The sequence below is a fragment of the Desulfolithobacter dissulfuricans genome, from assembly GCF_025998535.1.
Lineage (GTDB): Bacteria > Desulfobacterota > Desulfobulbia > Desulfobulbales > Desulfobulbaceae > Desulfolithobacter > Desulfolithobacter dissulfuricans.
The window spans coordinates 3,160,186-3,178,112 of the sequence record NZ_AP024233.1; the positions used below are offsets into that span (position 1 = coordinate 3,160,186).

Below are 17,927 nucleotides of genomic sequence, written 5' to 3' on the forward strand. Positions count from 1 at the left end.
GTAAACTATACACCATCAAGTAGACCTTGACAACGAAATCCACAATCCCCTCCGGCTGGATTTCCCGGCAGGGACAGGCTATAGTGGGGCAACGATTCTGACCCTGTCACCCCGACATCTTACAGTGCGGTGACCCCGGAGAACCACCACCATGCCCGTACAGAAAAGAAAGACCAGGAACCTGGTCGGCCTGCTCGTCATGCTCTGCGGCCTGCCCCTGCTCTCATCCTGTGGACGGCAGGCCCACCCGCCCGCAACCCGCATCCCGAACCAGGCCCAGACGCCCCCACCGGCCGGGAGCGACGCCGCACCCCTGGCCACGATTCCACAGAAAACCATCGTGCCCGGGAGCAGAAAACATGCGGTACCTCCCCTGATCAGGCTCACGGCCACCAGGACCAAAAAAACAGTTTTCAGGGAGGCAAAGGAACCTTCGGCTGAAACAGTGGTGATCGATGGCAGAAGCTATGCGGTGCCCATCGCCTGGCTGGGACAGAAAATCGAGGAACCCGGCCCCGCACCGGCGGAACTGGCCCGGGTTCCGGCCCACCTCGTTCATGACGGCGGGACCATCTACCTGGCCAGGGCTGCCCGCGACGCCCTGGTGACCATGGCGGAAGCGGCCCGGAAGAACGACATCCTCCTGACCATCGATTCCGGCTATCGCTCCACCTGGTACCAGAAGAAAATCTTCGCCCGCCAGCTGGCAAAAGGCAAAACCTTTGCCGAGATTGCCCGGTTCGTCGCCCCACCCGGCTATTCCGAACACCGGCTCGGCACTGCGGTGGACTTCAGCCCCAGCAACTGGCGCTTTGCCGGAACCCCCCAGTACCAGTGGCTCCGCCGGCATGCCGCCTTCTTCGGCTTCACCGAAACCTACCCGGAAAACAATCCCCGCCACCCCTGGGAACCCTGGCACTGGCGATACAGGAGCCCAGCCGAAAATCCCGATATACAGACAGCGACAGCTCTGCAACGGCAAGAAGATATGCGCAAGGCCGGGAAGACACACCCCCCTCAAGAAAGGAGCAAGGATTGAAGTAACAGCGTCAGGCCGTTGACGACCTCCAGGCTGGTCCGCCACCCTGAGCCGCATGGCCTGATGGCGCTGCACATCCGGTGAAAAAGAAAAAGCCCGCTATCAGTGACCGATAGCGGGCTGCAAGGACCCGGACAAATTTTTCGTGTAAAAACTGGCGGAGGGACAGGGATTCGAACCCTGGGTGGGCGTAAACCCACAACGGTTTTCGAGACCGCCCCGTTCAACCACTCCGGCATCCCTCCGTATGCAGGCAAAAGGTACCCTCTCTTGCTTAGAACGTCAAGACAGACCTGTCCCATTGACAGCCGGCCTGCAGCTGTTTACAATCCAGGTTCCCTCACCACCCAGGAGAGTCCCACATGATCACCCCGCAACAACGTTATTTTTCCCGACACCTTTCCCTGGTTCTCGGCCTGGTGCTCCTGGCAGGATGCGCTGCCGTGCAGTCCGGACTGAGCACCCCCAAAGTCAGCCTGGCCGATCTCAGGATCCAGACCGTCCGCCCCCTGGAAACCGTTTTTCTTGTTGAGCTGCGGATCATGAACCCCAATGATTTTCCCCTGAGCATCGCCGGCATCACCTGTGATCTGGAGATCAACGGCCGCCATTTCGCCAGCGGCATCAGTGACGGCCAGATCCGGATTCCCGCCTTTGGCGCGGCAACGGTGCCGGTGACCGTGTACGCTTCCATGGTGGACGTCTTTTCCTCTGCCTTCAAAGCGCTCCAGGGTGTCAACCGCCCGGCACCCGAGGCCAGACCACTTCGGTATGTGCTCAAAGGCAAGGTGCGCCTGGCAGAAAGCCTGAACCTGTCCGTACCCTTCAGCACCGCAGGGGAAATCCCGCTGACCGATACCATGCACCGCCCCTGATCCACACCTCCGGGAGGTCGGGCCGGACACGGAGTGCAGGGCTGTGCCTCCGGATCAATTCAAGTCAAGTTGACACGGCAACATAAGGACATAATGTTTTTATCACCAGGGATACCTTATGATGACGGTAGCGGTTCAAAGCCGCCTCAACGGTGAAAAACCAACAGGGGAGGGCAAGCCATGCTGACAGAGAAACAGGGCCAGATCTTGCTGCGACTGGCCAGACAGACTATCATGGAGCGGCTCGGACTGCCGGTCCGGAAACCGGTGAGCGCGGATGAACTCAGTGATCCGGCCCTGCAGGAAAAACGCGGAGTCTTTGTCACCCTGAACAAACATGGTATGCTGCGGGGCTGTATCGGCAGCCTGGTGGGCACCGAACCCATTGTCGTGGGCGTGGAGCGTAATGCCATCAATGCGGCCTTTCATGATCCCCGATTTCCGCCGGTGACGGCCGACGAGGTGGATGAGCTGCAGATCGACATCTCGATCCTCTCCCAGCCCCGAGAACTGACCTATACCGACGGCAAGGACCTGATTCGCAAACTGCGGCCCGGCGTAGACGGGGTTATCATCCAGGGTGGGGGAGCCAGTGCCACGTTCCTGCCCCAGGTCTGGGAACAGCTGCCGGCCCCGGAGCTCTTTCTCACCCATCTCTGCCGCAAGGCAGGGCTGCCGGATAACGCCTGGATGAGTGGCGAGCTGACCGTGCTCACCTACCAGGTACAACATTTTGAAGAAAACCGGTAAGTACGGACCGGAACGGATCTGCTTATGAAGGAAATTTTTCTCCCGCCCGAACTCTCAAGTGAACTGGCCGATATCTACGCCAAAATGCAGGAAGGCTATGATGAAGTGGCCCGCCGCATAACCATGACCTGCACCGGTTGTCCGGACAACTGCTGCGATTCCTGGTTCCAGCACCACACCTACAGCGAGTGGGCCTACCTGTGGGAAGGCCTCCGGGCCGTGGACGATGACCTGCTGGAGCGTATCCTCAAACGGGCGGAGGAATACGTCCGGGAAAGCAAAAAAATCCTCGCCCGGGGCGAACGTCCCCAGCTCATGTGCCCGCTCAACGAAAATGGATTGTGCGCCCTCTACGATCACCGGATGCTGATCTGCCGCATGCACGGAATCCCGGCAACCATGACCCGGCCCGACGGACAGCTCCTGCGCTTCCCGGGATGTTTCCGCTGCCAGGAAATCGTCGAAAAGCGGTATGAGGACGAAAATGAGGCTCCGGCCATGGACCGCACCCCGCTGCTCAGGCGGCTGGCCGCCCTGGAAAACGAGCTGCTCGGCAACCGCCGCCACCTCTACCCCAGGGTCAAGAAGACCATTGCCGAGATGATCGTTGAAGGACCACCCCGGATTCCCAAATCCCACTGCGAAAAATAGTCCGAAAATGGCCCTGGCGACCTTGTCCCCCCCACCCGTGAGGAATGCGCATGCAGTCTCTTGTTGATATCCGTGAACAGCTGATCCACGGCCAGGAACTGGACCGGGAAACGGCCCGGCGCCTTGGCCACACTCCAGACCCGCAAGCCCTGCACCAGCTGGCCGATGATATACGCCGCCATTTCATGGGCAACCGGTTCCACCTCTGCTCCATCATCAACGCCCGCTCGGGCAACTGTTCCGAGGACTGCCGGTTCTGCGCCCAGTCGGCCCGCTACCGGACCGACATCCAGCGCTATGACGTGGTAGCCATGGACACGGCCATGGAAATGGCCCTGGACAACGATGCCCACGGCGTGCACCGCATCTCGCTGGTCACCAGCGGCCGGAGCGTCAACGACCCCGCCCTGGATCGGCTGGCCACCATCTACCAGGAGATGGCCCGCAGGACCTCCATGGACTTCTGCGCCTCCATGGGGCTCCTGGACAACCACAGGGCCCGCCGCCTGCGGGAAATGGGCGTAAGCCGCTACCACTGCAACCTGGAGGCGAACCGCGCCTTTTTCCCCACCGTCTGCACCACCCACAGCTGGGAAGAAAAGGTCGAAACCCTGCACCATGCCAGGGAGGCCGGCATGTCGCTGTGCTCCGGCGGTATCATCGGCATGGGCGAAACCATGGAAGACCGCATCGAGCTGGCCTTCGAGCTGCGCGAACTGGGGATCAAGTCCATTCCCATCAACATCCTGACACCCATTGCCGGCACCCCGTTCGCCAGCCTTGAGCCCCTGCCCCTTACAGAAGTGCTGACCACCATCGCTCTGTTCCGGCTGATCAACCCGAACGCGGTCATACGCATGGCCGGCGGCAGACAGCAGCTGGAGGAGGAACAGTACCGGTGCTTTACCGCCGGGGCCAACGGTGCCATTGTCGGCAACTACCTCACCACGGCCGGGCCCTCGATAAGCGACGACCTGGAGCGGCTCGAAGCGCTGGGATATACCTTTGCAGAGCCCGCACCCAGTCCCCGGTGATCGGCAGTCCATGAAAGTACTGACCGTTGCCGACCGGGAAATGCCCGAACTCCTGGAAAAACCTGAACTCACCCGGGGCGTCCGGCTGATCCTCTCCTGCGGCGACCTGGCCCCGGAATACCTGGCCCGGCTCCGGAGCTTCATCAATGCGGATCTCTACTACGTGCCCGGCAACCATGATATCCGCTACCAGCAGTCCCCGCCCATGGGCTGCACGGACCTGTCGTGCAAAATAATCACCACCCACGGGCTGGCAATCCTGGGCTTACCCGGCTCACGCTGGTACAATGGCGGTGTACATCAGTACCATGAAAGCGAAATGCGCAGCATGATCCGGCGGATCTTCATCTCTCCGGCCAATTATTTCGCCCGCTGGAGGAAACCGCTCGACATTGTCTTTGCCCATGCGCCGCCCCGGCACATCCACGATGCCGAGGATCGCTGCCACCGGGGCTTTCGCTGCTTCAACACACTGATAAAAAAATACCGGCCCAGATACTTCATCCATGGCCACATCCATGCCCTGTTCGGCCGCAACGCCGACAGGATAACCGATGTCGGACCCACCCGGGTCATCAACAGTTATGGTTACCATGTTTTCGAAATCGAGCCCGTCTCGCCTGAGCAGCCTGCTTGACTGCTTCAAAAAAGGGATAGGAGCCGGACAACCGTCCCGGGAAGCCACTGATGGCCCCAAACGGTTCAACGAGGTATGCGAGGCCGAACAGGCCCATGAGAGTGTGGATCGGGGCACCTCCCAGGTCGAGGTGGCCCGCATCGTGGGCACGGTAGGCCGCTACCAGGACTTTGATGCCACGTTCAAGCTCAAGGACCGCGACGGCAACGCCCGCTACCAGGCCATCCTCCGGGCCATGCGCGACGGCAAGCCCATGCCGCCGGTGGCCCTGTACCTGATCAAGGACGAGTACTACATCCTGGACGGGCACCACCGGGTCATGGCGGCCCGGGAACTGGGACGCGACCGGATCAGCGCCCGCATCGTCGAGCTCCTGCCCTCCAGCGAGACCATCGACAACAAGCTCTACCTGGAGAAGATAGAATTCCGGGACAAGGCCGGACTCATCGATTCCATCCAGCTCACCGAACCGGGCCAGTACCACCACCTGGAAAAGCAGATCTGCCGCCACCAGCAGTTTCTTATCCAGGAAAAGGGCCAGGAGTACACCTACCAGCAGGCTGCCGCCGACTGGTACCAGACCATTTACCAACCCCTGGCCGCCCTGATCAGAAAGAGCGGCCTGGCCAAGTCCTTTCCCGGCCGGACCGTGGACGATCTCTATCTCTACATCTCGGTCCAGCAATGGGAAAAAGGCGCGGCCCGACATTACGGCATCGGGATCGACAGACTGATCCCCCGTGACATGGAGGCATTCCGGAAAAAAATGGCTGACCTGAAAAAAAACGAATACCCGGACATGAAGTACAGGATCACCTTCTTCGTGCTCCTCAACGTGGATGGCAGACAGGAGCGGCGGATCATCGACCGGCTCATGGCCATCGACGAAGTGAGCGAAGTCCACTCGGTGCACGGCGCCATCGATCTCATCATCAAGGTGACCCTGGAACGGGACCTGCTCTCCTCGGATGCGGAACTGATCTCCCAGTTCACCCACACCAACATCCGCACCCTCAAGGGCGTCCACTCCTCCCAGACCCTGATCCCCGGCATCTCCAGAATCAAGGGCCAGGACACCCTGGCCCCATGACCTCCATGCCCTGCAGTCCGGTAGAAAGAATGGACCAGGAACAGCTGCTGGCGTTCGACCGTAACCATATCTGGCACCCCTACACCTCCATGACCGATCCACTGCCGGTTTACCCGGTCCGCTCGGCCTCCGGGGTCCGGCTGCGCCTGGCCGACGGCAGGGAACTGATCGACGGCATGTCGTCCTGGTGGGCCGCCATCCATGGCTACAGCCACCCGGTACTCATCCAGGCCCTCCGGGAGCAGGCCGACGAGATGGCCCACGTGATGTTCGGCGGCCTGACCCATGAACCGGCCGTGGCCCTGAGCGAGCGGTTGGTCCGGATCACCCCGGCCCCCCTGGACCGGGTCTTTCTCTGCGACTCCGGCTCGGTGAGCGTGGAGGTGGCCCTCAAGATGGCGCTCCAGTACCAGCATGGCCGCGGCTGCCCGGAAAAACACCGGATGCTGACCATCCGCGGCGGCTATCACGGTGACACCTTCCACGCCATGTCGGTCTGCGACCCGGTGACCGGCATGCACACCATCTTCTCCCATGCCCTGCCCCGCCAGCTCTTCGCCCCCCGGCCCATGTGCCGTTTCACCGACCCCTGGGACCCGGAGGACATCGTCGAGACCGTGCGCCTGGTGGAAACCCACCACCGGGAAATGGCGGCGGTGATCGTCGAGCCGGTGGTCCAGGGCGCGGGCGGAATGTGGTTCTATCATCCGCAGTATCTCAAAGAGCTGCGGGCCCTGTGCGATCAGTTCGATCTGTTGCTCATCTTCGATGAAATCGCCACCGGCTTTGGCCGGACCGGCAAACTCTTTGCCATGGAACACGCGGCCATCGTCCCGGACATCCTCTGCCTCGGCAAGGCCCTGACCGGCGGCACCATGACCCTGGCCGCAACCCTGACCACCGGTGAGGTGGCCGAGACCATCTCCAATGCCAGCCCCGGCGTGTTCATGCACGGCCCCACCTTCATGGGCAATCCCCTGGCCTGCCGGGTGGCCGCCGCCTCCATCGACCTGCTGCTCGATACCCCCTGGGAAGAGAAAATCCAGGCCATGGAAGAACAGATGCGAGCCGAACTGGCCCCGGCCGCTGATCTGCCCGGAGTCGCCGATGTCCGTGTCCTGGGCGGGATCGGGGTGGTGGAGATGGATGAGGCCGTGGACGTTGCCGTCCTCCAGAAGTTGTACGTGAAAGATGGAGTCTGGATCCGTCCCTTTGGCCGCCTCATCTACCTCATGCCGCCCTATATCATCGAGCCGGAGGACCTGCGACGCCTGACCACGGCCCTGGTCCGGAGCGTCGAATATCTTCACCACCGACAGGATGGGTGACCAATGAACCGAGAACTCGTCAACAAAACCGTACTCCTGGCCCTGGTTCTCACCATCTCCGGCCTCTTTCTCAACATGATCAGCCAGTTCCTGATGCCCATCTTCCTGGCCGGCCTGTTTTCCGCCCTGGCATCCCCCATGTACCACTGGCTGGAAGACCGGCTGGGCGGCCGCTCCAGGCTGGCCTCCATACTGACCATCCTCGGTATCGTCTGCCTGATCCTTCTGCCGCTGGGAGCGCTGCTCGGGGTGGTGGTCACCCAGGCCATCCACGTGGGCCAGTCGGTGACCCCGTGGGTCCAATCCTTCCTCCAGGAGCCCTCGGCGCTTTCCCACTACCTGGAACGCCTCCCCTATTACGAGGAATTTCTTCCCTACCGGGACCTGATCATCCAGAAAGGCGGCGAACTGGTGGGCCACGTGTCCACCTTTCTGGTCAACTCCCTGTCCTCGGCCACCCGGCTGACGGTCAACGCGGTGGTCATGACCATCATCATGCTCTATGTGATGTTCTACTTTTTAAGCGACGGCTACCTGCTGCTGGAAAAGATCCTCTATGCCCTGCCCCTGGAGGACCATGACGAAAAACGACTCCTTGAACGTTTCACCTCGGTGACCAGGGCCACCATCAAATCCACCATGATCATCGGCCTCATCCAGGGGGTCATCTGCGGCATTGGCTTTCACCTGGCCGGGATCCCCAGTCCAGTCTTCTGGGGCACGGTCATGGCTGTCCTGTCCATCATTCCGGCGGTGGGCACGTCCCTGGTCTGGGGTCCGGCGGTGGTCTTCCTGGGCCTGGCCGGCGACTGGACCGGGGTCGCCATCCTGGTCATTACCTGCGGCGTGGTCTCCGGCAACATCGACAACCTGCTCCGGCCAAGACTTGTGGGCAAGGACACAGAGATGCACGACCTGCTGGTCCTGTTCGGCACCCTTGGCGGAATCGCCATGTTCGGCCTGCTGGGCATTATCATCGGCCCGATTATTGCCGCGCTCTTTGTCACCATCTGGGAGATTTACGCCGACTCGTTCAAAGACTACCTGCCCGAGGTCAAATCCATCCTCGGCGAGCGAAAAGGCCGCCCCGGAGATGACGACCGCTGACATCCCGAAACCGCCCCCGCCAGGTCAGGTCCCCAGGGAACGCTGCTCTTTCGAGTTGTCCGTTTTCTCTCCCGCCGGCAACGATTATTGCACACTCCTGCCTGTTTTTGCGTTTTTTCCTAACCCGCATATTTCACAATGATCGTGGCGAAAGGCCTGAAAACGCAGTGAATGCAAGGAACAGCTTCAAAAAGAGCCGCAGACATATTGAAATATTTCGAGGACTCTTTTTGAAGCTGTGACGCAGCAGGCGAGGTGTTTTCAGGCCTTGCAGTAGATCGCTTGTGAAATATGCGGGCTAAACATTTCTCCTTGGCCATCCGATCAGATCGATAAGGAATATACCGTCACGGAGGACGGTTATTTCACAGGTTCACCGTTTCACCATTCGACCAGGGAGGGTCCGCCATGATCATCACCGATTCCGCTATTCTCATGTCCAGTTCCCGTACCGCTGTAGAGCGCGATAAAGAAGAGGAGTCCCTTGTGTACTGGAAAAAGGGACGGGATTCAGAGCGACTTCAGCATCATGGAGGGGAAGGAAAATTAAAAAAACTTGCCGAAAAAATTACTGAAAACGAGGCGGTCCAGGTAAAGATTTCCCAGGAGGCCAGGCATCGGAAAGCGGTCAGGGGCGAGGCCGGGTCGCTGGACCCTGAAGACCGGTCCATGTATGACCTCAAAACCCAGCTTCTCAAGGCCCTGATAGAACGGCTAACCGGTCGAGAAATCAAAATTTACGAGCCTGGCAACCTGGTATCTGAAGGTGAGGTTCCAGATGATGTCCCGGCTGCCGTGCCTGAAGAAGACGCGGCAATGGCGTCGGAAGGATGGGGCCTGGAATACCAGTACCTGCAGTCCCACTATGAATATGAATCCACCAGCTTCACTGCCTCCGGAACAATCAGGACCGCGGACGGCCAGGAAATCAGCTTTGATCTGAGCCTGAACATGAGCCGCGAGTTCTACAGTGAACAGTCCCTGTCCATCAAGGCAGGAGACGCGCTCAAGGATCCACTGGTAATCAACTTCAGCGGTACGGCAGCCCAGCTTACCCAGACCAGCTTCCAGTTTGATCTGGATATGGATGGCAGCGAGGACCAGCTCCGTTTTGTCGGCCCGGGATCCGGTTTTCTGGCGCTCGATCGCAACAATGACGGGATCATTACTGATGGATCGGAACTGTTTGGCGCCCGTACCGGCGATGGGTTTAACGAACTGGCCGCGTTTGATGAGGATGGCAACGGCTGGATTGATGAAAACGATGTCATCTACTCCCGCCTGCGTATCTGGAGTCAGACCATGTCCGGAGAGCGGCAGCTCTTTGCCCTGGGCGCAAAAAACATTGGCGCCATCTACCTTGGCCACGAGACTACTCCCTTTACCCTCAAGGACGAAAACAACGAGACCCAGGGTCAGATCAGAAGCACTGGTGTCTTTCTCGGCAATGACGGTCAGGTCGGAACCGTTCAGCAACTGGATATGAAAATCTGAGAACAGGCCCGAAGCGCCGCCCATCATCCGGGACACCGCCGGGAAGCGTAGAGCGGCCTGGTCCCGAAGCCAGGAACCTGAAACGCCCGGGCGTTCCCATGTTCAGCGGCTGCCGGGGAGATGCTACTGGCTGAGCTGTTTGAAATTTTCGTCGGTTATTTCCGGGACACCGAAGTTCTTGAAAACCACCCGGCCACTTTTGTCCGTGACGATGATGGTCGGTACGCCCTGTACCCCGTACTGTCTCGAAATCGTCCCCTGCTTGTCAAAGAGTACCGGGTAGTTCATACCGGTGGATTCCATGAAAGCACGGGCCCGTTCCGGGGAATCGTTGAACCCCACGTTTATCCCGAGAAAATACATTCCCCGGGACCCGTATTTCTCCTGGAGCTCGTTGACCCTGGGCACTTCCCGTTTGCAGTTGGGACACCAGGAGGCCCAGAATATCAGCATGATCGGCTGTTTGCCGATTACCTGGCCCAGATCCACCTGACGGCCGTTCATGTCGGTGCCGGTAAAGGGCGCAACGGTATCGCCCACCTTGATCGCCCCGCTGGCCGTCAATGGCAGCAACAGGAAACAGAGAGAAAGAAAAAGAAAAGGTATGGATCGTCTAAGCATCTGGTCCTCCGTTAGAAAAAAAAATATGTGATTACCATCAAAGCTCAGCTGTCACCGACAGGAGGGATAACATCGCTTCTTCTCTCTACCTGTGGAACAACTCGTGATCACCGCTTCCATGAGAAGGCTTGTCAAGAAAAGTTCGACGTGGCGAACCATTTTTTTTATAAATCCCTGTAACGTCAGGCTTCCATTCGCATTCATATAAAGAGCTCAGCCATAAGCTCGATGCATCGTACAATCCGTCGTGGAAGCTGCAACCTCCGCGGCGGTCTTTGAATATGTCACTGGCTGATGACGGACCGAGCGGTGTCACGCAGTCTTCCGGACGGGACGTTTTTTTGAGGGAGATATTAAAAACTCTCAACTGCCTTTGGAAACAGAAGGAAAAACATCCTTTTTTCCCTTTGTTCACTCTCTGGTTCAACCGGGTTTTCTACGCAGCCTTTGCCAGGGGGCGAGATTGCGGTTTGTAAAAAGGGTCATATATCTCACCGTGCTGCCAGAGGCGATGCATGAGTACCGCCAGTTTTCTGGCTACGGCAACCACGGCACGACGCTTTGCGTTTTTACCTCCCCTGGCTGCCAGGCGAAGACCAAATCTTCGTAAATTGCAATCCTCTCCAAAAGGTCCCAGGATGTACTGGGCCGAACCGACCAGTAACCTCCGCAGATAGGGGTTGCCCGCTTTGGTTATCCGAAGCTGCCTGTCGGTTTCTCCTGACTGGTCGCGGCGGGGAGTCAGGCCAAGAAAACATCCAACCTGTCTACTTTTGCCAAATCGTGCCGGGTCTTCCACGATTAATAGAAAGGCCAGGGCCGTCAGAGGACCAACTCCTTTTATGGCCCGCAATAATTCGGTCTCCGGGTATCGCTCCGCACTGATACGCTCTATTTCCCTGTCAAATTCTTTGATCTGGGACGTAATCTGGCCGATAATTGTCAATACAGGCTCCAGAGCGCCACGTAAGTCTTCAGGAAGATGTTCATCTGCCTGCCGGTGAAAACTGTCTGCGCTGCATCCCGGCAGGCGATATCCCAGCGCCTTGACACTGCCACGAACATGGTTGATCAGGCTGGAGCGGTTCCTCACCAGGACATCCCTGGCCTGCAATATCTCCAGATCAATCTGGGCCTGTTCGCCCCTGTGGTTGACCGGATAGAGCAGATCAGGATCCATCCGGGCTATGCGGGCCAGCATTTCAGCGTCTCTGGTATCTGATTTATCGTTGCTGTCCCAGATGGCGCGTAATTTACGAGGGTTGCCAACCAAAACATGGCAGCCCAGCCTGGATAACAGCCTGCTGATCCAGGCCGAATGGGTACCGGCTTCAAGGGCAACAGTTGCCCCTTTATGGGGTGAGAAAAACTCACTCAACGCCTCTCTGGTATTAGTAACCGTATCTCGACGCACGATTCGGCCTGCATGATCAACAATACAGATAACATGATTTTTATCGCCAAGGTCCATTCCGATTGTTACATTGTGCATGGCTGGTTCTCCCAGGTTGTGCAGCATTCGACTGCGGTTATTCTTGAGCGTGTTTATAACACAGCTCGCGGGGAATCAGCCTTCTCATTTTACCTCCGCGGTGTCACGCAGGTGACCGGGTAGCCGACGAAGTGGCGGCAGGCCATGCCCCGCTCTGCGGGGTAATGCCGGAAACAGGTGCCGGAGCAACTGGTCTCTGCGATGGTTGTCTGCGGGCCTTGCGAACCATGGGCCATCCCTGCCAGGTACATCAGGGTACCGCGGGAGCGGTACCTGGGGTGATGGAACGTTCACCGCAGGAGCGGAGGAACGAGAAGTCCGGGCGGTTTTTGTTGCTGCCCGGCTCCGTGGCTCGCAGGCGATGGTATCTCTTCTTCAAGCTGAGGTTCGGTGGTAATCACAAAAAAATAAGATTTTCTGGTGTCTGCATCATCATCTCAAAGAAACATCCTGCCGGCCTGGATCAGGAAATACTCAGCCAGGCCGATCATGAAAAAGCCCATCACCTTCTTGATCATCACCATCCAGGTCCCGGAACGGGGAATACTGGCCAGCACTCCGGAGAAGGTTCCCACCACCAGCAAAATGGCGCCCATTCCAAAGGAGAAGATAAAGAGCAGCGAGGCGCCGAGAATCAGGTTGCCGGTGGTGGCCACGTAGGCCAGCAGGGCCCCGAGCACCGGCGCGGTGCAGGGCCCGGCGATCAGGCCCGAAGCCATGCCGACAGCGAACACCCCTGGAACACCGTTGATCTTCGTGGTTATCCTTGGCGCAAAGGTCGGCAGCTGAAAGACATCGAGCATACCAAGGCCCAGAAGCAGAATAATGTTGCCGACCAGGAAAAAGGTCCAGGGACTGGTATTGATGGTGCCAAAGAACCTGCCGGTGGCAGCGGCAAAGAGCCCGAGAGCGGCATAGGTGCAGGCCATGCCCACCACATAGGCCATGGAAAGCAGGAACCCGCGCCCCCTGGAGCCACCCACATTGGCATTACCGATCACCCCGGCGGTGATGGGAATCATCGGGTAGACACAGGGGGTCAGGCTGGCCAGCAGGCCACCGACATAGGCCGCCACAAAGGCCAGCAGCATGGAACCCTGCAGGTAGCTGTCTATCTGGTTAAGAAACTGTTCCATAAAAGCCTGTATCGCAAACTCCAGGTTGTATGAAGAATTATCTGGTGCATCCTGTCCACAGGCCCTGGAATCGGCCCGCCTTTCGGCTTGACGGCCGGCCCGCCAAACATATGATCAGGTGTTCATACGCTAATACCATCAGCAGAAATTGCAACGTCCTTTTACCACTCCATGGTATCAGCTACCGGGCAAAAAGCCCTGCCAACCCATGGCAACGCCTCATTTTTTCGTAATTTTCCCGGCCAGGCACACAGCCTACACCTGCCCGGCCCTCTCCTCAGCCATTCCGCACCCGGCCTGGCCGCATTCTTTTTTCTGTTTGCCCGGTACGGTCCGGGAACGCAATAAAGGTCTGCGCAAAATATTGACAACAATGGCCCTGGTGTCAATTGTCTTCACTAAGAGCTACTACTCCCTGAATCCGTGAAGCTGGAGTTTCGTCTGTCTTCGGCACACTGCCGCATACGCAGGTAAGCGGAGACTCCGGGGAAGAGGCCCATTGACTGGAGTGACGCTCTGACAATCGTTGATGACGCAGCGGATGCGGTGAAAGTACAGCTTCACGGATTCAGGTACTCGCGAGACGGGCAGCTCAGGAACGACTTCTTTTACTACCAGGAACAGGAGGTACTGAAAATGGCAGAAGTTGAGATCAACAAAGTGATCATCCCGGTCGACTTTTCAAGCGTTACCAACAAGGTGGTCGACTATGCCACCGGTGTGGCGGAAAAGCTGGGCGCCCATGTTATCTTTTTCCATGTGGTCAGTGACTTCAAGGGATATGAGATGATGCTGGTCCACCCCTCTTTCAACCAGATGATCGAGGATCTGAAGAAGGCGAGCAAGGCAAAGATTGAGGCCCTGGTGGAAGATCACAAGGACCTCAAAAAAGGAGCGGAAGGCAGGGTCGCGGTCGGTGATGCGGTGGAGGAGATCATCGCCCTGGCCGAAGCGGAAAAGGCCGACATGATCATCATCGGCACCCATGGCACCAGGGGACTGGAGAAAATCCTCATGGGCAGCACCGCGGAAAAAGTGGTGAAGAAGGCACCGTGTCCGGTTCTCACCTTCAACCCGTTTAAATAACCCCGATATAACCCCGCCACCCAGCCCGTGGTTCACCATGAAAATCACCGCATCCGGTCGTCAGGGACGGATCGCAGCCGGGGGTTTTCATGATGAACCCTCCGGGTCTGATTGTTTTCCCCTTTGCCCCCTTTATTTCCGACTTCCTATTTTGGCGCATACTTGTAGAGCTTTCTCTGCAGGGTCCGGCGATGAATGCCGAGCTTCTTGGCCGCACAGCTGATATTGCCGTTGCAGTCCGCCAGGACCCGCTGGATGTGCTCCCACTCCACCCGGGCCAGGGACGGGGGCAGGATATCTTCCGGCGGCGTCTCCAGCTCCACCCCGCTGTCTCCGGAAAAAGCTTTCAGTATTTCATCGATATCAGCCGGTTTTGCCAGATAGGACACCGCACCGAGCCGGATGGCCTCGGTGGCCGTGGCAATGGAACCGTAGCCGGTAAGGACGACGATTTTCAGCTCGGGAAGCCGGGCCAGGGCATCCCGGACCAGCAGCAGACCGTTCTTTCCCGGCATCTTCAGGTCGATCACGGCCATGGTCGGTTCCTCCCGGCCGATGAGTTCCATGGCCTCGTCGTAACAGGAGGCCGTACAGGTGGCATACCCCCGCCGGACAAAGGCCCGGTTTAACCGGTCCCGGAAAAAATCCTCGTCATCAACCAGTAAAACTTTTTCCATCAGTCCTGCTCCGATCTATAAAAATACTTTTTTTGGTGTCGATTCAGGGCGCTGTCCCGCAGACAGGCCTGGTCCGGACTGGCCGCCCTGAAGAGGGCGAATAAAGGGATCCGTCAATTCTTCCGGATCTTTTCCAGGGCCAGGGTCAGCACCACCCGCGTTCCCTGCCCCTCAAGCGGCTCGATGGTCAGCCCGCCGCCAAACTGCTCAGCCATACTCCTGGCGAGAAAGAGCCCGAGTCCCAGGCCGGAGCCCTTGGTGGTAAAGAAAGGCTCGGTGACCAGGGAGGCCATCTGGCTGTCGATCCCGTCACCCTGGTCCCTGACCTCGACCCCGAGATGCCGGGTCGTGGTGAACCAGTACATGGTCACCGGCCGGGGGTACGGCGAGGCCTCGAGACCATTTTTCACCAGCCCCTTCACGGTCCGGCACAGGGAACGGAAGGGCATGGTGATCTTCAGGTTGCCAGGTTCGATGGTCACCACCACCCGCTCCTGTTGTTCCGCTGTCAGTTCGGCAAGAATCTGCTGCACCGCCTGCTCGATGGTAAACTCCCGGATTTCCTCCCCCAGGTGCTCTCCAGCCCCGGCAGCCATCTGGTAGAGGATCTCCTTGCAGTCCGCCACCTGCTTTCTGATCAGCCGGGCATCCTCGAGCAGTTCGCCATCCTCTCCCTGTTCTTCCAGGGCGTGGATCATCTCGCACGACACCACGGCCACCGTACTCAGCGGGGTGGAAAGCTCATGGGCCGCGCCGGCGGCAAAGGTGGCCAGCGAGGCCAGCCTTTCATTGCGTTCCCGCTCCTTTTCCAGGGCCTGGAGCTCGATCCGGTGCCGGGTGAGGGCCTTCTGGATCTTGCTGACAAAGAAGACGATAAACAGCGAGGTAACAATGAAGGCTCCACCCATCCCCTTGAGATGCAGCTGAAAGGAGCCGATCAGGCAGTCAATGCGCTGGATGTCCGCCGGATTGTCCATGTTGCGGGAAAGGGCCAGGGCGGTGATGAACGGGGAGGGAAAGTAGAACAGCAGGCTGTAGCAGAGCAGAGTGGTTGCGGTGATGAGCCAGGAACATCGCTCTCGGAGGATAATGGCCCCGGTGACGATATGAATCAGGTAGAGAAAAACAAAGGGATTGATGGCCCCGCCGGTGACATAGAGAAAACCGGTCAGAAGGAAGGTATCCAGCAGGAGAATGACCAGAATCATCAGGTTGGACACCTGGAAATTATGGTGATGACGGTAATGGAGGTAGAGGTTGGAGATCACTTCAAAGAAAATTATGGCGGAAACCGGCAGGATGGGGACCGCAAGCCCCATCACCAGCCACACCGCAACGATCAGGACGATCTGACACAGGACCTCCCCCCAGCGCAGCATCAGGAGCCAGGGCAGGGCCACATCCACCTGCTCTATGTGAACGTGACGAAACGGTGATCTGAGTCGGGAAAAAAACATGGGGCGTCTACTTGCTGTCAAGGGCAGGTCACAGGCATATCGGTCCCACCAGGAGGGAGTCCGAAGTGCTCTTTATGTTGCATGGCAGCATGCTATGCTATTTTTTAAAAAAAGTAAAATAAAATCTTGTAGTTACCAGCATACCCCTCCGTTCATCGGGAAAATTTTACCAACGTTTTTCACCAGATGCGACAATATGCCACATTGTGTGGCAACAAACTTTACGATATGTTCATACCGTCAATGAAGGTACATGTGGGGATCTGCCCTGGGCGATTCCCCAAAAAACGCACCAGCATGTGGAGGAGGAATATTATGGAAAGACCGGATAAAAACTGTCAGAGCCCTTCCCGTCGTCAGATGATGATCGGAACCGCCGGAGTCATTGCCGCAGGAACGGCCCTTACCCAACTCGAGGGACTGTTCAACTCGGCTCAGGCGAAAGGCGGACCCACTGAAAAGTGGCCGTGGCCCTATGAAAAGCTCGATCCGGCCAAAACCGCTGAAATCTGCTACAATGAATGGTACCGTGTTTTCTGCGGCTGCGCGGTGATCAACTCCATATTCAGCCAGCTCCGCGAAAAAATCGGCGAGCCTTATACCTCGTTCCCGGTTGACGCCTTTGTCTTCCTGGAAGGCGGTCAGGTAGGCTGGGGTACTATCTGTGGTTCTCCGGCCGGGGCCAATATCGTTGCCAACCTCATCATCGGTCCGCGGATCGCCGGTTCCCCCGTGGGTCACCAGATCTCCGCCGATATCATGCAATGGTACTCCGAAGCCGACATGCCGGTGTTCACCCCGGCCAAACCGCGGCTCAAGAAGAAGCTGGTCAAGACCGTCAGCGACTCGCCGCTTTGCCATATCTCTGTTGGCAAATGGATGAAGGCCTCGGGATATCCGCTCAAGAGTGCTGAGAGGAAAGACCGCTGCGCCCGGGTTGCCGCCAGCACCGCCTACCGCCTGGTGGAACTGCTCAACGACTGGAAGGACGGCAAATATGAGGAAACCTCAGATTTCTCCGCTCCGTCCGAGTTCGGCATCACCGGCCAGTACAACTGTGACGAGTGCCATACCGAAGTTCCAACTCCGCCCATGCCGAAAAGCTGAAAAGCCTCTCCATAACCGGGCTTTTTCAGGGATATCCCATTCCGTTGCCGGGACCTGCCCGCTCTGGGTAACAGAGCCGGGCTGCCCGGCCTCCCGGAACACGCAAAAGCCTGCCCGCAAAGGGTTGTTCTCCTCCGACACGTCCGTGCCTGGGGAGCAACCCTTTTTTCATGGCAGCCGGGAAGGAAACCTCATCCGCAGGCGGGATTCCCACAACGAGGTGTCTCGCCGTCGGCCAGGCTTTTACAAAAATGTCAAAAAGTCATTGACTTCCGACCCACACTCCGGTATTAGTTACCCTCATCTTACAAACCTATCCTTCCCATACAATTTCCATACAGTGATG

General features: G+C 58.2%; 18 protein-coding genes and 1 tRNA gene. 12 read left to right on the top strand and 7 right to left on the bottom strand.

Translation table 11 applies throughout. The annotated features are described in order from the left end of the window. The first annotated feature begins 151 nt into the window (after positions 1-151). Positions 152-1,039, top strand: coding sequence for a M15 family metallopeptidase (locus GF1_RS14110; protein ID WP_267927192.1), 888 nt, complete (start codon positions 152-154; stop codon positions 1,037-1,039). 155 nt (positions 1,040-1,194) lie between these two features. Here the strand turns inward: GF1_RS14110 and GF1_RS14115 are convergent. Then, positions 1,195-1,284, bottom strand: a tRNA-Ser gene (locus GF1_RS14115). Positions 1,285-1,401: 117 nt separating this feature from the next. On the opposite strand from GF1_RS14115, the gene GF1_RS14120 reads away from it, so the two are divergent. The 9 genes from GF1_RS14120 to GF1_RS14160 all read left to right on the top strand — a co-directional run bounded on the left by GF1_RS14120 (position 1,402) and on the right by GF1_RS14160 (position 10,005). After that, complete coding sequence (locus tag GF1_RS14120) at positions 1,402-1,914, top strand: LEA/WHy family protein (RefSeq protein ID WP_267927193.1); 513 nt, start codon at positions 1,402-1,404, stop codon at positions 1,912-1,914. 180 nt (positions 1,915-2,094) lie between these two features. Continuing rightward, positions 2,095-2,664, top strand: a complete 570-nt coding sequence (gene amrA, locus GF1_RS14125) for an AmmeMemoRadiSam system protein A (RefSeq protein WP_267927194.1) — start codon at positions 2,095-2,097, stop codon at positions 2,662-2,664. Between the two features lie 24 nt (positions 2,665-2,688). Further along, positions 2,689-3,315 carry a hypothetical protein gene (locus GF1_RS14130; protein WP_267927195.1) on the top strand — a complete coding sequence of 209 codons (627 nt, stop codon included), beginning with the start codon at positions 2,689-2,691 and terminating at the stop codon, positions 3,313-3,315. A 50-nt stretch (positions 3,316-3,365) separates the two neighbouring features. Further along, complete coding sequence (bioB, locus tag GF1_RS14135) at positions 3,366-4,349, top strand: biotin synthase BioB (protein WP_267927196.1); 984 nt, start codon at positions 3,366-3,368, stop codon at positions 4,347-4,349. 10 nt (positions 4,350-4,359) lie between these two features. Then, positions 4,360-4,986: a metallophosphoesterase family protein gene (locus tag GF1_RS14140; RefSeq protein WP_267927197.1), complete on the top strand. Its 627-nt coding sequence runs from the start codon at positions 4,360-4,362 to the stop codon at positions 4,984-4,986. Beyond that, positions 4,943-6,076 (top strand): Lrp/AsnC ligand binding domain-containing protein, encoded by a 1,134-nt coding sequence (locus GF1_RS14145; RefSeq protein ID WP_267927198.1) that lies wholly within the window; start codon positions 4,943-4,945, stop codon positions 6,074-6,076. The genes GF1_RS14140 and GF1_RS14145 overlap by 44 nt, the downstream gene beginning before the upstream one ends. Before the next feature lie 29 nt (positions 6,077-6,105). Further along, positions 6,106-7,404 carry an adenosylmethionine--8-amino-7-oxononanoate transaminase gene (gene bioA / locus GF1_RS14150; protein ID WP_435051713.1) on the top strand — a complete coding sequence of 433 codons (1,299 nt, stop codon included), beginning with the start codon at positions 6,106-6,108 and terminating at the stop codon, positions 7,402-7,404. A 3-nt stretch (positions 7,405-7,407) separates the two neighbouring features. After that, positions 7,408-8,511: an AI-2E family transporter gene (locus GF1_RS14155; RefSeq protein ID WP_267927200.1), complete on the top strand. Its 1,104-nt coding sequence runs from the start codon at positions 7,408-7,410 to the stop codon at positions 8,509-8,511. Positions 8,512-8,919: 408 nt separating this feature from the next. Continuing rightward, the gene (locus GF1_RS14160) at positions 8,920-10,005 is read left to right on the top strand and encodes an SPM autocatalytic domain-containing protein (protein WP_267927201.1); all 1,086 of its coding nucleotides are present in this window, start codon (positions 8,920-8,922) and stop codon (positions 10,003-10,005) included. A gap of 123 nt (positions 10,006-10,128) precedes the next feature. Here the strand turns inward: GF1_RS14160 and GF1_RS14165 are convergent, their stop codons facing one another. The 4 genes from GF1_RS14165 to GF1_RS14180 form a co-directional block, all read right to left on the bottom strand. Next, entirely contained in the window at positions 10,129-10,626 is a 498-nt protein-coding gene (locus GF1_RS14165) for a TlpA family protein disulfide reductase (protein WP_267927202.1), read from the bottom strand. Positions 10,627-11,062: 436 nt separating this feature from the next. Beyond that, the gene (locus GF1_RS14170) at positions 11,063-12,118 is read right to left on the bottom strand and encodes an IS110 family RNA-guided transposase (protein WP_267926464.1); all 1,056 of its coding nucleotides are present in this window, start codon (positions 12,116-12,118) and stop codon (positions 11,063-11,065) included. A 437-nt stretch (positions 12,119-12,555) separates the two neighbouring features. Next, a complete protein-coding gene (locus tag GF1_RS14175; RefSeq protein WP_267927203.1) occupies positions 12,556-13,254 on the bottom strand; it encodes a cytochrome c biogenesis protein CcdA in 699 nt (232 codons plus the stop codon). Between the two features lie 255 nt (positions 13,255-13,509). After that, positions 13,510-13,653 carry a hypothetical protein gene (locus tag GF1_RS14180; protein ID WP_267927204.1) on the bottom strand — a complete coding sequence of 48 codons (144 nt, stop codon included), beginning with the start codon at positions 13,651-13,653 and terminating at the stop codon, positions 13,510-13,512. Positions 13,654-13,890: 237 nt separating this feature from the next. Between GF1_RS14180 and GF1_RS14185 the strand changes: the two genes are divergently transcribed. Continuing rightward, the gene (locus tag GF1_RS14185) at positions 13,891-14,340 is read left to right on the top strand and encodes a universal stress protein (RefSeq protein WP_267927205.1); all 450 of its coding nucleotides are present in this window, start codon (positions 13,891-13,893) and stop codon (positions 14,338-14,340) included. Positions 14,341-14,486: 146 nt separating this feature from the next. On the opposite strand, the gene GF1_RS14190 is transcribed toward GF1_RS14185, so the two are convergent. Both GF1_RS14190 and GF1_RS14195 read right to left on the bottom strand, forming a co-directional pair. Further along, a complete protein-coding gene (locus GF1_RS14190; protein ID WP_267927206.1) occupies positions 14,487-15,017 on the bottom strand; it encodes a response regulator transcription factor in 531 nt (176 codons plus the stop codon). Positions 15,018-15,130: 113 nt separating this feature from the next. Further along, entirely contained in the window at positions 15,131-16,474 is a 1,344-nt protein-coding gene (locus GF1_RS14195) for an ATP-binding protein (protein ID WP_267927207.1), read from the bottom strand. Between the two features lie 315 nt (positions 16,475-16,789). Between GF1_RS14195 and GF1_RS14200 the strand changes: the two genes are divergently transcribed. Continuing rightward, positions 16,790-17,581 (top strand): C-GCAxxG-C-C family (seleno)protein, encoded by a 792-nt coding sequence (locus GF1_RS14200; RefSeq protein WP_267927208.1) that lies wholly within the window; start codon positions 16,790-16,792, stop codon positions 17,579-17,581. The last annotated feature ends 346 nt before the right edge of the window (positions 17,582-17,927 follow it).

What these genes read in the sequence shown, in the direction of transcription:
- GF1_RS14175 (WP_267927203.1), bottom strand. Translation starts at nt 13,254, where the DNA reads ATGGAACAGTTTCTTAACCAGATAGACAGCTACCTGCAGGGTTCCATG.
- GF1_RS14195 (WP_267927207.1), bottom strand. Translation starts at nt 16,474, where the DNA reads ATGTTTTTTTCCCGACTCAGATCACCGTTTCGTCACGTTCACATAGAG.
- GF1_RS14165 (WP_267927202.1), bottom strand. Translation starts at nt 10,626, where the DNA reads ATGCTTAGACGATCCATACCTTTTCTTTTTCTTTCTCTCTGTTTCCTG.
- GF1_RS14200 (WP_267927208.1), top strand. Translation starts at nt 16,790, where the DNA reads ATGGAAAGACCGGATAAAAACTGTCAGAGCCCTTCCCGTCGTCAGATG.
- GF1_RS14140 (WP_267927197.1), top strand. Translation starts at nt 4,360, where the DNA reads ATGAAAGTACTGACCGTTGCCGACCGGGAAATGCCCGAACTCCTGGAA.
- GF1_RS14155 (WP_267927200.1), top strand. Translation starts at nt 7,408, where the DNA reads ATGAACCGAGAACTCGTCAACAAAACCGTACTCCTGGCCCTGGTTCTC.
- amrA (WP_267927194.1), top strand. Translation starts at nt 2,095, where the DNA reads ATGCTGACAGAGAAACAGGGCCAGATCTTGCTGCGACTGGCCAGACAG.
- GF1_RS14185 (WP_267927205.1), top strand. Translation starts at nt 13,891, where the DNA reads ATGGCAGAAGTTGAGATCAACAAAGTGATCATCCCGGTCGACTTTTCA.
- GF1_RS14160 (WP_267927201.1), top strand. Translation starts at nt 8,920, where the DNA reads ATGATCATCACCGATTCCGCTATTCTCATGTCCAGTTCCCGTACCGCT.
- GF1_RS14190 (WP_267927206.1), bottom strand. Translation starts at nt 15,017, where the DNA reads ATGGAAAAAGTTTTACTGGTTGATGACGAGGATTTTTTCCGGGACCGG.
- bioB (WP_267927196.1), top strand. Translation starts at nt 3,366, where the DNA reads ATGCAGTCTCTTGTTGATATCCGTGAACAGCTGATCCACGGCCAGGAA.
- bioA (WP_435051713.1), top strand. Translation starts at nt 6,106, where the DNA reads ATGGACCAGGAACAGCTGCTGGCGTTCGACCGTAACCATATCTGGCAC.
- GF1_RS14120 (WP_267927193.1), top strand. Translation starts at nt 1,402, where the DNA reads ATGATCACCCCGCAACAACGTTATTTTTCCCGACACCTTTCCCTGGTT.
- GF1_RS14145 (WP_267927198.1), top strand. Translation starts at nt 4,943, where the DNA reads ATGTTTTCGAAATCGAGCCCGTCTCGCCTGAGCAGCCTGCTTGACTGC.
- GF1_RS14130 (WP_267927195.1), top strand. Translation starts at nt 2,689, where the DNA reads ATGAAGGAAATTTTTCTCCCGCCCGAACTCTCAAGTGAACTGGCCGAT.
- GF1_RS14170 (WP_267926464.1), bottom strand. Translation starts at nt 12,118, where the DNA reads ATGCACAATGTAACAATCGGAATGGACCTTGGCGATAAAAATCATGTT.
- GF1_RS14110 (WP_267927192.1), top strand. Translation starts at nt 152, where the DNA reads ATGCCCGTACAGAAAAGAAAGACCAGGAACCTGGTCGGCCTGCTCGTC.